General features: G+C 36.9%; 14 protein-coding genes. 2 read left to right on the top strand and 12 right to left on the bottom strand.

Annotated elements, in window-relative coordinates; translation table 11 throughout:
* Positions 1-468: 468 nt before the first annotated feature.
* The 3 genes from HHT355_RS00365 to thpR all read right to left on the bottom strand — a co-directional run bounded on the left by HHT355_RS00365 (position 469) and on the right by thpR (position 4,670).
* Positions 469-2,220: an ABC transporter ATP-binding protein gene (locus HHT355_RS00365; RefSeq protein WP_103201479.1), complete on the bottom strand. Its 1,752-nt coding sequence runs from the start codon at positions 2,218-2,220 to the stop codon at positions 469-471.
* 11 nt (positions 2,221-2,231) lie between these two features.
* Complete coding sequence (locus HHT355_RS00360; RefSeq protein ID WP_103201478.1) at positions 2,232-3,974, bottom strand: ABC transporter ATP-binding protein; 1,743 nt, start codon at positions 3,972-3,974, stop codon at positions 2,232-2,234.
* A gap of 153 nt (positions 3,975-4,127) precedes the next feature.
* On the bottom strand, positions 4,128-4,670 hold the full coding sequence (gene thpR / locus HHT355_RS00355) for an RNA 2',3'-cyclic phosphodiesterase (protein ID WP_103201477.1): 543 nt from the start codon (positions 4,668-4,670) through the stop codon (positions 4,128-4,130).
* 272 nt (positions 4,671-4,942) lie between these two features.
* Between thpR and HHT355_RS00350 the strand changes: the two genes are divergently transcribed.
* Positions 4,943-5,464 carry a GAF domain-containing protein gene (locus HHT355_RS00350; protein ID WP_103201476.1) on the top strand — a complete coding sequence of 174 codons (522 nt, stop codon included), beginning with the start codon at positions 4,943-4,945 and terminating at the stop codon, positions 5,462-5,464.
* 4 nt (positions 5,465-5,468) lie between these two features.
* On the opposite strand, the gene HHT355_RS00345 is transcribed toward HHT355_RS00350, so the two are convergent.
* From HHT355_RS00345 to HHT355_RS00335, 3 genes are all read right to left on the bottom strand, one after another.
* A complete protein-coding gene (locus HHT355_RS00345) occupies positions 5,469-5,969 on the bottom strand; it encodes a shikimate kinase (protein ID WP_103201475.1) in 501 nt (166 codons plus the stop codon).
* A 251-nt stretch (positions 5,970-6,220) separates the two neighbouring features.
* Positions 6,221-6,694: a YbaK/EbsC family protein gene (locus HHT355_RS00340; RefSeq protein ID WP_103201474.1), complete on the bottom strand. Its 474-nt coding sequence runs from the start codon at positions 6,692-6,694 to the stop codon at positions 6,221-6,223.
* On the bottom strand, positions 6,684-7,142 hold the full coding sequence (locus tag HHT355_RS00335; protein WP_103201473.1) for a CBS domain-containing protein: 459 nt from the start codon (positions 7,140-7,142) through the stop codon (positions 6,684-6,686). The genes HHT355_RS00340 and HHT355_RS00335 overlap by 11 nt, the downstream gene beginning before the upstream one ends.
* A gap of 252 nt (positions 7,143-7,394) precedes the next feature.
* Here HHT355_RS00335 and HHT355_RS00330 point away from each other — a divergent pair, with 252 nt between their 5' ends.
* Positions 7,395-8,216, top strand: a complete 822-nt coding sequence (locus HHT355_RS00330) for a CsxC family protein (protein WP_103201472.1) — start codon at positions 7,395-7,397, stop codon at positions 8,214-8,216.
* Positions 8,217-8,379: 163 nt separating this feature from the next.
* Here HHT355_RS00330 and HHT355_RS00325 read toward each other — a convergent pair whose 3' ends face one another.
* The 6 genes from HHT355_RS00325 to HHT355_RS00305 all read right to left on the bottom strand — a co-directional run bounded on the left by HHT355_RS00325 (position 8,380) and on the right by HHT355_RS00305 (position 14,020).
* A complete protein-coding gene (locus HHT355_RS00325) occupies positions 8,380-9,612 on the bottom strand; it encodes a glycosyltransferase (protein WP_103201471.1) in 1,233 nt (410 codons plus the stop codon).
* 563 nt (positions 9,613-10,175) lie between these two features.
* Positions 10,176-11,123 (bottom strand): DDE-type integrase/transposase/recombinase, encoded by a 948-nt coding sequence (locus HHT355_RS00320; protein WP_103201470.1) that lies wholly within the window; start codon positions 11,121-11,123, stop codon positions 10,176-10,178.
* Between the two features lie 338 nt (positions 11,124-11,461).
* Entirely contained in the window at positions 11,462-12,298 is an 837-nt protein-coding gene (locus tag HHT355_RS00315) for a sugar phosphate isomerase/epimerase family protein (RefSeq protein WP_103201469.1), read from the bottom strand.
* Between the two features lie 18 nt (positions 12,299-12,316).
* Complete coding sequence (locus HHT355_RS13685) at positions 12,317-12,499, bottom strand: hypothetical protein (RefSeq protein WP_199179133.1); 183 nt, start codon at positions 12,497-12,499, stop codon at positions 12,317-12,319.
* A 48-nt stretch (positions 12,500-12,547) separates the two neighbouring features.
* The gene (locus HHT355_RS00310; protein WP_199179132.1) at positions 12,548-13,456 is read right to left on the bottom strand and encodes a Gfo/Idh/MocA family protein; all 909 of its coding nucleotides are present in this window, start codon (positions 13,454-13,456) and stop codon (positions 12,548-12,550) included.
* A 105-nt stretch (positions 13,457-13,561) separates the two neighbouring features.
* Positions 13,562-14,020: a VOC family protein gene (locus tag HHT355_RS00305; protein WP_103201468.1), complete on the bottom strand. Its 459-nt coding sequence runs from the start codon at positions 14,018-14,020 to the stop codon at positions 13,562-13,564.
* Positions 14,021-14,279: the final 259 nt, after the last annotated feature.

The raw sequence follows: 14,279 nt of genomic DNA, 5'->3' as shown, positions 1-14,279 counted from the left end.
TGAACTTTTTATAAACTGTATATTTGAAATATAATTGCCTATATTAACTTTATCCGTTATATGTAAATATAAACATATAAGTGCATTAATTTTATAAGTTTATAAATATCCTATATATCTACTTAAGTGTCTGTAATTATATCACAGTGGTTTGGCAAAAGCAATAGATTTTCGAATGTTTGTTCTATTTTTCCATTATGCACAATACCTGGGTATTCAATAATTAAACCTGCCGTGTATGTGTTTATATAAGCACATTTCACAGCAGGCTTCGAAAATCTTTAATAACCGGTTAGTATTGTAAAAAACTTTTCATATTCTGAATTCTGTCTTATATTAAAAATAAAACGATGGCAAATCAGATTTTCAACTTTGCTTATTTACTATACCCATATCCCTTATTTCTAAATATCTGTTAATTAATATCTAAATTAATTATGTTTTTTGATAATAAACGGCAAATATCAATTATGTTTGTGTAACATGAAACTGGCTGTAATAAAGTTTATGATAAAAGCCTTCTTTACGCAAAAGTTCTTCATGACTTCCCTGTTCGACAATCCTTCCCTGATTCATAACCAGAATAAGATCGGATTCTTTTATAGTAGATAACCTGTGGGCTACAATAAAGCTGGTCCGCCCCTCCATCAGTCTGGCAAAGGCCTTCTGTATATGAATTTCTGTTCTGGTATCGATATTACTGGTGGCCTCATCCAGTATCAGCATGGGAGGCTTTATTAACATAACTCTGGCGATGGAAAGAAGCTGTCTTTGGCCCTGGGAAAGATTTGACCCTTCTTTGGTTATAACAGTATCATAGCCGTTAGGCAGCCGCTCGATAAAACTGTGGGCATAGGCAGCTTTAGCTGCATTTATTATTTCTTCCTCTGTGGCATCTTCTTTGCCGTAAGCTATATTTTCTCTTACGGTTCCTTCAAACAGCCAGGTGTCCTGAAGCACCATTCCGTACATATTTCGAAGGGCTTTCCTTTGCATCTTCTTTATATCTACACCGCTTACTTCTATTGTTCCCTTATCAGCATCATAAAAACGCATAAGCAGGTTTATAACCGTTGTCTTTCCGGAACCTGTTGGTCCTACAATTGCAATTCTGCTGCCCGGCTTAACTTCCAGATTGAGATCCTCTATAAGTTTTACACTTTTATCATATGAAAAATACACATTCTTAAGGCTTACCCTTCCGTCTGCTTGAATACCGGAAAGCAGGCCTTCATCGGAAGGCTCAGGCTCAAGATCAATAAGGGCAAAAACCCTCTTTGCACTGGCCAGGGCGGATTGAAACTCCGTAATAACTCCCGAGATTTCATTAAACGGTTTTGTATACTGATTGGCATAGGCCAGAAAGCTTGTAAGCTGCCCTACGGACAAATTTCCCCTTATTGCTGAAAATGCGCCCAAAATACCTACACTGGCATATACCACACCGTTGACAAAGCGGGTACAAGGATTGGTAAGGGACGAATAAAACTGCGCCATAACTCCGCATTTATGAAGTCTTGCGTTTATTTCTTTAAATCTTTCCAAAGCCCTGTCCTCATATGAGAATGCTTTTATAAGTTTTTGATTACCCAGCATTTCTTCTATCAGACCGCCCATTTCTCCTTTTATCTCGGTCTGCTCGGTAAATTTCCGATAAGTCCTTCGTGATATAAATGAAGCCACAAATAAGGACAGAGGAGTAAGAAGGATAACCGCAAAACCTATGCCCAGATTAATGCTTAACATAAGTCCAATAGTTCCCACAATAGTCATTATTCCCGAAAACAACTGGGTTAGGCCCTGCAAAAGCCCGTCGGAAACAGCATCTATATCATTTACCATAGTATTTATTATATTGCCGTGGGGAGTTTTATCGATTACCTCCAAAGGTACTATATTTAATTTTTCATATACGCTGTTTCTTAAATCCTTAACGGTAAAATATGTTATCTTGCTTGTACAAAAAGACATGGTCCACTGGAAAATGCAACTTCCCGCAATAAACAAGGCCATATAAGCAATAGTCCTTAAAAGCCCGTTAAAATCCACCTTTCCCGGTCCTGCAATAAAGTCAACCGCTTTTCCCAGAAAAACCGGAAGCAAAAGTGACAAAAGAACACTGACTAAAGCACTGAAAAGAGCCCCTATCAGATACATTCTGTATGGTTTTGCATATGAAAATAATCTTTTTAGTGTCTGATTGCTCTCTTTCGATGTCATAGGATACCTCCTTAGCTTATCTGGGAATCACAAATTTCTTTATATACATGACAGGACCTGTACAAATCTTCATGTTTGCCTATACCAGCCACCTTGCCATCATCCAAAACAATAATCTTGTCCGCATTCTTTATCGTGTTTGCTCTCTGTGAAACCATAATTACCGTTGTGTTTTTTAAGTTTTTCTTTAGAGCCTCTCTTAAATTGGCATCGGTAGCATAATCCAGGGCACTGAAACTGTCGTCCAGTATAAGTATTTTTGGATTTCTGACAAGAGCCCTGGCTATAGTAATACGCTGCCTTTGCCCTCCAGATAAGTTCTTTCCGCCCTGTCTGATTATGGTGTCATATCCGTTAGGAAGCCGTTCCACAAAATCTTTTGCCTGGGCTATTTCTATCGCCCACTTAATCTCTTCCATGGTTGCATCTTCTTTATAATATCTGATATTATCCGAAATGCTTCCCGAAAAAAGGACTGCTTTTTGAGGTACAAGGCCAAAAATTTTCCTAAGACTGTCAATGGAAAAATCCTGTACCGGTTTCCCTTTAATTTTTATAACTCCCTTACTTACGTCATAAAATCTGGGCAGAAGATTGACCAATGTTGACTTGCCCGATCCGGTTCCTCCTATAATTCCTACTATCTCACCCTCATTTATGTCAATATTAATATCCTCCAGGGCATATTTGTCCGTTCCTGGATAAGCAAAAGAAACATTTTCAAAGCTGATAAGCGGATACCCGTCCAAGCCTGTATCCGTTAATTCTTCCGATGACAAATTGGATCTGTCGCCGGCTTTATCCGTAAGCGTAGGCACAGTTTCAAATACATTATTAATTCTTGCTGCCGATGCCGCAGCCTTTGTAAATATAACCACAAGATTGGCAAAGACCACCAAAGCCAAAGATATTTGAGTTATATAGTTGGTAAAGGCAACAACTTCCCCCTGGGTCAGACTGCCTTCGTTAACCCTGATACCTCCGAACCATAAAATTGTAAGAATTGCAATATTTAAAATGGCAAAGGTAGCCGGGTTTAAAAAGGCAGAAATTTTGCCGACACTTATGGCAATGTCGGCCACTTCGTCATTAGCCCTTTTAAATCTTTCTATCTCATGTTCCTGTTTGGAAAAAGCCCTGATTACCCTGGCGCCGCTTAAACTTTCCCTGGTTATCAAAGATACCTTATCCAATTTCTTTTGCCTGGCTTTATAAAACGGTACAGACTTTTTCATAATCAGGTATAATACCGCTGAAACCAACGGAGCCACTATCAAAAATATGACCGACAACTTTAAATCCAAAATCATGGACATTACTATCGCACCGATTATGAGAAAAGGTACTCTTACCACAAGCCTTATCAGCATAGCTACTGCCAACTGCATCTGATTAAGATCATTTGTAAGAACATTAATCAGAGTATCTGTCCCAAACAAATCCAGTTCCGCATGGGAAAAAGAATTTATATGGGCATACAGGTCGTTTCTTACCATAGTTCCAAATCCCTGGGATGCCCTGGCTGCACAGTATTGACAAATAAGCGCAAAAACAAGCCCCATAAAGCCGAGAAGGAGTATTATTCCTCCCCTTTGGAGCACATAAGCCGTATCCTTATTTTTTATTCCTATATCTATAATAGATGCCATAACAAGCGGAACAATGAGTTCAAATACCGCTTCCAGAAGTTTAAAAAAAGGCCCTATAATAACTTCTTTCTTAAAATATCTTAAGTATCTTGCCAGTTTAAACATAATTCCCCCATACCATTAGGTCATTTAATTACAGATAAAAATTATACAGTGTATTACAGCACTATAATTGCATCTCATTTTTGCTTGAATATGAAAAGCAGTTTTAGAATTAATAATAAACCGTTTTATTATGAATTTTAAAATTAATAATTATTATTGTAAATCAACATAAAATATCTCCGTATATGTCAGTTTCCCCTTAATATGTTCCGATTTCATCAGGCTTATCCTGCTTACGCGCTGGGTCATTCTCGGAACATATGCCTCAAATTCCTTTTGGTTAAATTTATCCTTAAACTTTACTCTTCTTGCCAAAGTAAGATGGGGTTTGTATTCACGGTCTTCCAAAACAAAGCCTACATCAGTCAGGCAGTCTGCCAATTCTTTCTGAAGCCTGATTAATTGCCCGTTTTTTTCAACTCCTATCCAGCAGATATCTCCCTCACTGCGCCTAAATCTCCCAAAACCGGCAAAAGTAAGCTCAAAAGCTTTTGCATCCGCAAGGGATACCGCTTTTTTCATGGCATCCATAACAAGGTTTTCCTTGTCGGTCTCTCCTATAAAATTCAATGTCAGATGCAGATTCTCCCGTAAAGTAAAGCTCCCCTTATCGGTTAAACGCCGCAGCTTCTCCATAACGCCGCACAAGGAATCTTTTATTTCATCGTCAAAAATAACTGCCGTAAAAAGCCTCATGATATCCTCCGTCAGATAGATCCGAATAATACATACACAGTTAACTTTATCGCAATTTTGCTGATGTATTATTTTGCAACATATTAATTCTGATAAGAGCGAAAGCCCTTACCATACAATAATATATTAATCAATAAACTGATTCAATGTTTTAAATTATAAAATGCAGGGCTGAAACTATAAAATATTCCTATGGTTGAAATGTTTCATTACAAATACTATAATCAGAATAGTATAAATTAATTCAATATAGTTAACAGGAGAAGTAAAATATGAATACCCAACAACAAGATAATGAAAAACTTTCGGATCTTTACCTTACAGATAAGCAGGCATGTTACAATTTATTATTTGCCCAGCTTTCATCACTTATTGAAAATGAAACCTATCCCATAGCCAATCTTGCAAATGCCTCAGCTTTGCTAAACCTTACCCTCCCAGATATAAACTGGGTAGGTTTTTATCTGCTGAAAAATAAAGAACTTGTCTTGGGCCCTTTCCAGGGTAAGCCCGCCTGTATCCGTATCCCCGTAGGAAAAGGAGTTTGCGGTACTGCTGTAGCCCAAGCCAAATCCCAACTGGTTCCCGATGTCCACGCCTTTCCTGGACATATCGCTTGTGACAGTGCATCAAATTCAGAGATAGTCATACCTATTATAGCAGGCGACCGTATTGTAGGTGTTCTTGATATTGACAGCCCTGAATTTAACAGGTTTGACCAGACTGATCTTAAAGGGCTTGAGGAAGTAGCAAGGATACTGGCAGATGGCTGCAATTGGGATGAAATAATATAAGGCTCTACTTGCCTGCAAGTTCTTTTACTATTTTATCCATAAGTTCTTCAACACTAAGACCTTCCGCATCTATTATGATATGGGCATATTTTTCATAGAGGGGACAGCGCTCACAATACAGGTCAAGCAAGGTTTGACCTTCACGCAGCACAACTCCCCTCTGTTTTATATTGCCGAGCCTTTTACGTATTGTATTATAGCTTAGCTTAATATAGACTATTCTGGCAATGTTTCTGAAATGTTCCATTGCCTCGGGACAATATATTACGCTGCCCCCGGTAGCTATTACCGTATTTTCTACGGAAATGTCCCGATTAACCTGATTTTCTATGTCCAGATATCCCTTAAGCCCCTTCTTTTCTATAATGTCTTTTAGGAGCATTCCCTCCTGTCTCTGGATTAATATATCCGAGTCAATAAAATTCATGCCCAATACCTTAGCCAAGACGACTCCAACCGTACTTTTTCCGGCACCGGGCATTCCTATTAACACTATGTTCTCCATATATGCCGACCTTTCAATGAATTATTTGTTTATCTTATTTTAATAAATCTATTTAAATATATCGAGTTTTTCTATAAGTTTTTATGATTTCTACACTTTTATTGTTATTTATTCAAACCGTATTACATACTTTGTCTTATAAACAAAACTATATACGTAATTATTTACTCCATAATCTATGTATGTATCATACGACATTATGGCTTATGGCATCCATGCCGTTTGATATCCTTAATATTTAATTATTTAATCTAATGAATTATTATCTTACATACGTCAATCCACGCAGTAAAATTAGAGTATTTCTCCAATTCTTCGATGGACATTTCGACAGCGCTGTTGCTGCTTCCGCAGGCAGGATAAACGCTTTTGAATCTTTTCAATGATACATCCAGATATACTTCAATGCCTTCATTAATGCCAAAAGGACAAACGCCGCCTACATCATGTCCGATTATCCTTTCTACCTCGTCAGGATTTATCATCTTTGCTTTAGTATGAAACTGTTGTTTAAATTTGGCATTGTCAATCTTGGTATCCCCGGCGGTCACCACTAAAATATACTTATCCTGAACCTGAAAGGATAATGTTTTTGCAATTCTTTCAGGTTCACATCCCACCGCTTGGGCCGCCAGTTCAACTGTCGCGCTGGATACGTCAAATTCCAGTATCCTATCTTCTATTCCCAGTCTGCGGAAATATTGCTTTACTCTTTCAATTGACATCTTTCTCCTCCAATAAGGTATTTTTATTATCATTTGTTAGTTTGGAATTTATATAACGCATTATATCTCTTCTAGTAATTATACCGATAAAATAATTTCTGTCATCCACCACAGGAATAAAATTCTGATCCATGGCCCTCATCAAAAGTTCATCCATTGTTGCCGTAATTCTGACGCTGGGGTTTTTCCCTTTCTTAAATATGTTTTTTATTTGTATCTTGTCTATATTATCAAAATTGGTTTTATACAAATTTTCTTTTCTGTCATCTACCAAAAACCATAAAAAATCCCCTTCGCTTATAGTTCCTATATATTTGTCATCGGCTGAAAGCACGGGAATAGCTGTATGACCGTGTTTTCTCATCTCTTCCAGACCCTGGCGAAGGGTATAATCCTCATAAAGATATGATACTTCTGCTTTGGTTTTTAAAAAATATGCTATGTTCATTTTTATGCCCCTTTACATTTCGAAGTCCTTAACTTAAAATGCGAAATTTCCTTATAAATTATAACACGATTCTGCCGATTTAAGAAGCTTTGCCTAATTTTAATTTAATCTGCTTTTATCGTTCTTTATTTACATCATACTATATATAACCGACGCAAATAATTTTATTTCGACATATTGTTTGCACATTTTTCGACATTCTGAATATTATATATTGAAACCAAAAAAAAATAAAAGCAGGAGAGGTGAGATATGGATAATTACTACAAATACGGAAGTGCCACTGTTGTAAGTTCAGAAGCTTATGCCAGCAACTGCGATAAAGATTTCTGCAATGCTTCTGTATTGAAATCGGATACCCTGCCGGGTGCCGAAAATTATCCTTGGCCCGGAGGAGATTTTAAAATCCCCAGAATTCTTAGTGAATTCGTAGTTCAGATCGATTCCGAGGCTAAAATCAGACTTAATGAACCCGCATACGAAATTAAGAGAATTGAGAAACAGGTGTTCCTGACACAATGCAGGTACATTCCTCAAACAAATAAAGTATTTATCGAAGGTTACATCAGGAAAAACATTGAATATGCCACTAAGACCTGCACCAACAAGCACAACAGTATTGCAGGCACCATAAAAGATACTACTGTTCATGTTCCTTTCAAAGTATATACAAAGGTTGAATTCTTTGGAGCAAAACCTCAGATTATACCGAATCCTCCTTCATTAATAGCAAGATACTTTGATGAAAAGAGAATGGGAAAAGACATAAGAGAAGCTGATAGATCAAATGTTGAAATATTTAACGAGCCTGTATACTGCGAACTTGAATGGTCCGCAGTATATGATGCCGATATAAACGAGAAGGGTAAACCTATCGATAATATGCCTAACGAGGAAGAATTCAGAGAATTTACAGATAAATCTGTCATTTATCTGTGCATTAAACTTCTGCAAAAACAGCAAGTATGCTGGCCCTTCCCTCTTAAGGATGATGCCAAGAAGAAACCTTATCCGCTTAATACTGTATGGCCTGCACCCGAACATCCTGATAAAAAACCGGATAACATATTCTAAAGAATCTAAATCACTCATTCAAATATATATAACACCCACAGGGACGCACTGCAAAACCGCCATAAAGGCCGGATGCAATGCGTCCTTATTTTAGTATGCAAAAAATCTTCTAAGCAAGCCAATTTTTTATTACCGAACTATCTTAATATGGCATAATCCTGTTTTAATAAACTTCTTCAATACTGCGCTCATAAATCAGATCTTTATATAATTTTTCTGCCTTCTTTGCTATATTGGATGCCAAATAATCCTTAGCCCTGTTTACAGAATTTTTGCTCATCCACTTTCTTAAGCTCAAATTGCCAAGAAGTATCTCCAGCTTTCTCTCCCACTCTGCAACATAAGGCTCCGTCAAATACCCGTTCCATCCGTCCGAAATTACGTCATTAACACCACAAGCTTTTACGGCAACTACAGGCAAGCCTGCTGCCATGGCCTCGAGAAGAACTATACCTTGAGTTTCTGATCTTGATGCAAACACAAAAGCATCACAGGCATGATAAAAATTTCGGATTTGCGAATGTTCAACACAGCCTGTAAATATAATATTATCGGTCAAATTAAGGGAGTGAGCCACAGACTTTATTTCATCCCTCTGACTTCCATCCCCGATTAAGAGCAGGCGAAAACAGGAGCCTATGTTGCTTTTCAGTCTGGCCAACCCTTCCAGTATAAACAGGATATTTTTTTCTCTCTCCAATCGGGATACCGTACATAAAAGAAACTTTTTTCCCTCTAAATATCGACTCCTTATTTTCTTGGTTGCTTCTTTATCATATAAAAAGTCTTCGGGATTTATTCCGGTTGGTACAATTTCAATTTTTGTGCTGGTTCCGTTTTCAATAAGATACTGTTTCATGCTTTCGGTCGGTACAAAAACCATGCTGCACAGATTTGTAAATATGCGGTTATGAAACGTTACGAGCTTTTTGCCGCTGTCAAACAAAATCTTATGAGGTATGGCCCTAAGTTTATTTTTAGCATTTCTCATATAGAAATTTTGCACATAGTCGTACGGTTTTAAATAATGCAGATACTGTTCGTATCTGGTATGATAGGTAAATACAATAGGTATATCGTACTTTTTGTGCAGATACTGGGCAATATATCCCATCAGCATGGGATGGTGAACATGGATTATATTAAAAGGTATGGCGGCAAACTTTTCTTCTATAGTTTTGTCCAAAATATCAGGTATTACAAATTCACCTTTTAGCTTTTTCTTTCTTGATTTATACCGTATCACATATGGCTCTTCTTCCTGCCCCTCATAGCTGGGAGCAAATATATATACTTCATGTCCAAGGCTTCGTAACCCTTGTGCCAGTCTTTCAATAGATATAGGGACTCCGCCTACAAAGGGCTTATAGTTATTTGTCAGCATGGCAATCCGCATATTTATTCACCTCTTTGCCCTAATCAGACACGGAAAACTTATCCTATTTCTTATCATTGATCTTTTAGCAGTTCTTTTATTCTAAGTATATTAATTTAATTATCAAAGTAATTATTAAAAATTATTTTGGATCAGTGTTTTATTAATAGTATAATCAAATACCGCAGAATTTTTCTTAATTTTCGTAAAATCTCCTAAGAAATGAAAAATAAGAATTAACATAAAGATACAGCAAAACTAAACATATATTTTGTTTCCAATAGATTTAAATATTTCATTTAATTTTTAAAGAAATGGAGCAGAATTCATATTCTACCCCATCTTTACATAATACATTATTTTATATACTATTATTTTGATCTCTGCCGTATTCTTATTATTATCATCAACAAATTCCTTTATGGCTGACCGGAAGCTGAAGCTTTTTTCTTGCGCTTTTTTGTTATATAAATTTCCCTAAACCTAGTTTTTTTCGAAATTGATAATTTTAAATAAATATACTTTATTTTCTTATAATTGTCAATAACACCCTTATTTTTAGATAATAGGTATATGTAGGTTTGTCAAACATATGTTACACCATACTTAATAAAATCATTTAAGACTTCTTGTGGCGATTTCCATCCCAGGGGTCTAATTGGAAAACGGTTATACTCTCTTTTGTTATATATAGTTAGCTGCTTACTGAAATCCTCGAATGAATAGAAGGTATGCGTTGAATAGAATCGCTCATTATCCTTTCTATGACTTCGTTCTACTTTACCATTATGCCTGGGCGTAAATGGCCGTATGAGTTTATGACGAATACCTAGTTGCTTAAGTCGTACTTCAAAAATTGTCGGTGTTTTAGCTTTATTTCCTGATGAAAGGCGTTTAGTGAATTCCATGCCATTATCTGTTTGAATGCATTCTATGGGCAGTGGAAATGCTTTTACAAGGTGCTCTAAAAACTGCATAGATGAATATGTACTACGCTCTTCAAAAGCTTCAACATAACGCCATCTGGAATATTCATCAATAGCAGTATACTGATAAAACTTTTGCCCCTTGGCTTCATTAACCAGGCATGAAGAAGGTACGGCCTTGACATCAATCTGGAACCTCTGGCCAGGATATGACATTTTCTCATAAGGCTTAGGAATGTACTTTGGTTTTTTTGGTTTAGTAGGCATAAGGCTTTTCTTACGAAGAAAACGATATAGACCGGTGATGGATCTTTTATAGCCACGTTGCCTAAGTTTTACCCAAAAAACAACCAAACCATCATGAGGATTACGACGGCGCATGTTATTAATAAGTTTGATTTCTTCTTCAGTATGCTGATTAGGATGATGATGAGGCCTTCTGGACCGATCTCTAAGAGAATCCCAAGAGCCATCGTAACGGCGTTTCCAGCGATAGACATACTGGCGATTGGTTTTATAACGAGCAGCAGCTTTTGAAACACCATATTTATCAGCATACTTAATTAATGCTAGTCTAAATCTCATATCCTGTGTTATAATAGCCATACGGAAATGCTTCTCCTTTCTGTTTGTATTTTTGTATGGTAACTTAAATATAACACAAAAGAGAGCATTTCCGTTTTTATTTATTTAATTTTGTAACACATGTATTGTAAACCTACAACCCTTATTTTTAGATAATAGGTATACCGTAACTAACCAACCGAAAAATCCGCATAAACAGAATTATTGTTTATGCGGATACTTTTTAAATTATTTTTCTTAAACCAACTTATAATTAAAACAATATAACAATATATTATATAATTTTATTCCTTTGCTGCCCTTTCGAATAAAGCAATCAAATACAGGCGTATCTTAATACGTCTAATCTTTCATATGATTTATATTATTTTGATGTTCTCTTTTTCTGCCACGCTTCTTACATAGCGGACCGCTTCCTTATATTCATCATAAGTATTTAGATGTTCTACGAATACGGTTGTTTCCGGTCCAAGGCTTTCACATAACCTAAGTACCAAACCATAGTCTATAGTGCCTTTTCCAGGCATACATTCCTCAATAACGCACGGAAATACCTTTTTCATATTTACATCTTTAATATGAATACTCTTAATATAAGGCCCCAGTTTTTCAAAGCATTCTTTTATAAATTCCGACCTATGCACATATCTGTACGGATTATTAATCATGTTTGTAAAATCCATATGTACCGCAAAAGCTTTGCGGTCAATATCCTTGATTAGCTGCAGATAAACATCCGGTGAATCCGGTATCATCCACGGCATAGGTTCCAAAGTATAGTAAGTATTTTTAGGATTTACACTGTCTATGATATCCCGAACGGTATCTACAATCAAAGCATAGGTGTCTTTGGTATAATTTTCACTGTAAAATCCGTCCCAAAGCTCTCCTCTGGAACCTGCAACGTTTACACAGCAATTGGCATCCATTTCATCTGCCAATGCCAGTTGCTTCTTGCAGTATTCCAGTGCTTCCTTGCGCTCAGCCTCGTTGGGAGAAATCGGATTTCTCCACACACCTACTTCTCCTAAAACCAAATTGTTATTCTCAATATATCGCTTATATTCCTGCTTGACTTCCTTGGGATCATCGTAAGATACAGGAACAAGGACTGCACTGTATCCTAAATCTTTTACCAGGGCAAGCCATTCGTCAGGGTTGGAGTAGGGCTTTTCTATTCCTCCACCTATTCTCATATTCATCCTCCTTTGTTGTTAATCCAACTCATCAATATCCTTTCCTGCAGGCAAAGGTACCGGCCTTTCACATGTCGTCTTCATATTATAAACGGAACCGGTTTTTGCAGCTTGGTCAAAACTCAGTAACGCTTCCGTCACATGAAGTATTAAATCTTCATTGGTCCTGTGTTTTCTTCTGTTTACCAGTGCATATGCCATATCGAGAACTCCAAGACCGCGGATATAATCCATTGGTTGCTGGTATATTTAGGGTATCTCCTGAATGTCCTCGCAGATGTCAATCTGTGGCTTATCTTCTCCGCCATAAAGCTTCAGGGCATCAAGCACTCTTTCTTTACGGAAAATCTTTATCTTACCGCCGAAGTAATTGGGATCCGGCAAAATCAGGGTGCCTTCTGTCCCGTATATCTCAAGCTTGGGCAGGTTTGACATCCAGATGTCAAATGACATATTAATATTGGCATTGACACCGTTTTCAAATTCCATAATTCCGGTATAGGTTGTAGGCACTTCCACCGATATAGTCTTTCCTCTAAGCGGCTTGCTGTATATTTTTCTTGTTTTTCTCCCTATATTTGCAAAACAAGCCGTCCTTTTTATCGGACCAAGCAGTGATACCAAAGCCGTTATATAATACGGTCCCATATCAAGCATCGGACCGGCTCCTTTTTTATAGAAAAATTCCGGTGAGGTATGCCATGTTTCAATACCATATGAAATCATATTGGCAGTTGCCGATATCGGAGTCCCTATCCATCCGTCATCAATTACCTTACGACAGGTTTGAAGCCCGGCTCCAAGAAACGTTTCCGGAGCAGCTCCTATCATCAAGCCTTTGCTTTTGGCTAAGGATATAACTTCCTCTGCTTCCTGTAAGGAAAGGGCAAATGGCTTCTCGCAATACAAATGCTTTCCTGCCATCAATATCTGTTTATTGACTTCCGTATGAGCAGCCGGAATTGTAAGGTTAATTACAATCTCTATCTCAGGGTCATTCAACAGTTCCTCTGTACTGCAGCCTTTTGGAATTCCGTACTTCTTAGCCGTTGATACGGCCTTATCCCTGTCCAGGTCTGCACATGCCTGAATATCCAACCAGGTATAGGTATTGCTTATGACTCCGCATCCTATAATGCCAATCTTAACCTTCCTCACCGTTTATCCTCCTTAAAAGTACTCAAAATATGCATTCTAGCTGCCTGATAATAAACAGCATAAATCTTTTTATGACTACAGTTATTTATATCCAATTTAACAGTTTTATTTGTCAAATTCCAACAACTCTACGGTTACTTTCAGCAAATCTTTCGCATCAATATAAGAATAACGTCCGCCGATCCATTCTCCTTTTTGAATTTCTTTCATTCCGTTTCTTTCAAATTTTTCAACTACGTGTTTAATTCCGTCAACAACAAATGCTATATGGTGGATTCCTTCACCATAAGTATCAAGATCATGTCTCCATGTACTTGGCTCATGATCAGGTTCAAGAAGTTCAATATCCAAATTAGGACCTACATGGAAGAACGCCTGTTTTACGCGGGCAGGTGTAGGATTTCCCCGATATACGGTTTTTGCAATATCTTCAGTGGCTGTCATTACTATCTCAGGCTTTTCAATACCGAAAAGATCCGCGTAAGCCTGGGCTGTTTTTTCTATGTCATGACATAAAATACCTATTTGAGTAACTACATTTGTTCCCATTATATTTTTTTCCATAATATCATTCCTTTCTTTTGTTTTCCTAATTTTATTTAACAACATTTTATGTGTTTAATCAATAAACAGTTAGTTATTTTATTGAATTTAAGAAGTTTAAATAATATTAAAATAATTGATAACGCAACAATAAGCATAAATCAGGCCTGTACCAAGGCATAACCTGTGTTTTATATTGGACTAAAACCTTATCATCTGATACTTTTTTGTATGTGTAAAAAGCAAAAAAAGTGATTATCGTAAGATAATCACTTTTTTA

The sequence above is a fragment of the Herbinix hemicellulosilytica genome (assembly GCF_002904165.1).
In the GTDB taxonomy this organism is placed as follows: Bacteria; Bacillota; Clostridia; order Lachnospirales; family Lachnospiraceae; genus Mobilitalea; species Mobilitalea hemicellulosilytica.
Note: the sequence above shows the minus strand (reverse complement) of the source record. Positions and strands in the feature narration are given on the sequence as shown.

Excerpts from the sequence above, each read along its gene's own strand:
- HHT355_RS00305 (WP_103201468.1), bottom strand. The coding sequence starts at position 14,020 with ATGGAAAAAAATATAATGGGAACAAATGTAGTTACTCAAATAGGTATT.
- HHT355_RS00345 (WP_103201475.1), bottom strand. The coding sequence starts at position 5,969 with ATGGAGAACATAGTGTTAATAGGAATGCCCGGTGCCGGAAAAAGTACG.
- HHT355_RS00315 (WP_103201469.1), bottom strand. The coding sequence starts at position 12,298 with ATGAGAATAGGTGGAGGAATAGAAAAGCCCTACTCCAACCCTGACGAA.
- HHT355_RS00360 (WP_103201478.1), bottom strand. The coding sequence starts at position 3,974 with ATGTTTAAACTGGCAAGATACTTAAGATATTTTAAGAAAGAAGTTATT.
- HHT355_RS00330 (WP_103201472.1), top strand. The coding sequence starts at position 7,395 with ATGGATAATTACTACAAATACGGAAGTGCCACTGTTGTAAGTTCAGAA.
- HHT355_RS00325 (WP_103201471.1), bottom strand. The coding sequence starts at position 9,612 with ATGCGGATTGCCATGCTGACAAATAACTATAAGCCCTTTGTAGGCGGA.
- HHT355_RS00365 (WP_103201479.1), bottom strand. The coding sequence starts at position 2,220 with ATGACATCGAAAGAGAGCAATCAGACACTAAAAAGATTATTTTCATAT.
- HHT355_RS00340 (WP_103201474.1), bottom strand. The coding sequence starts at position 6,694 with ATGTCAATTGAAAGAGTAAAGCAATATTTCCGCAGACTGGGAATAGAA.
- HHT355_RS00320 (WP_103201470.1), bottom strand. The coding sequence starts at position 11,123 with ATGGCTATTATAACACAGGATATGAGATTTAGACTAGCATTAATTAAG.
- HHT355_RS13685 (WP_199179133.1), bottom strand. The coding sequence starts at position 12,499 with ATGGCATATGCACTGGTAAACAGAAGAAAACACAGGACCAATGAAGAT.
- HHT355_RS00350 (WP_103201476.1), top strand. The coding sequence starts at position 4,943 with ATGAATACCCAACAACAAGATAATGAAAAACTTTCGGATCTTTACCTT.
- thpR (WP_103201477.1), bottom strand. The coding sequence starts at position 4,670 with ATGAGGCTTTTTACGGCAGTTATTTTTGACGATGAAATAAAAGATTCC.
- HHT355_RS00335 (WP_103201473.1), bottom strand. The coding sequence starts at position 7,142 with ATGAACATAGCATATTTTTTAAAAACCAAAGCAGAAGTATCATATCTT.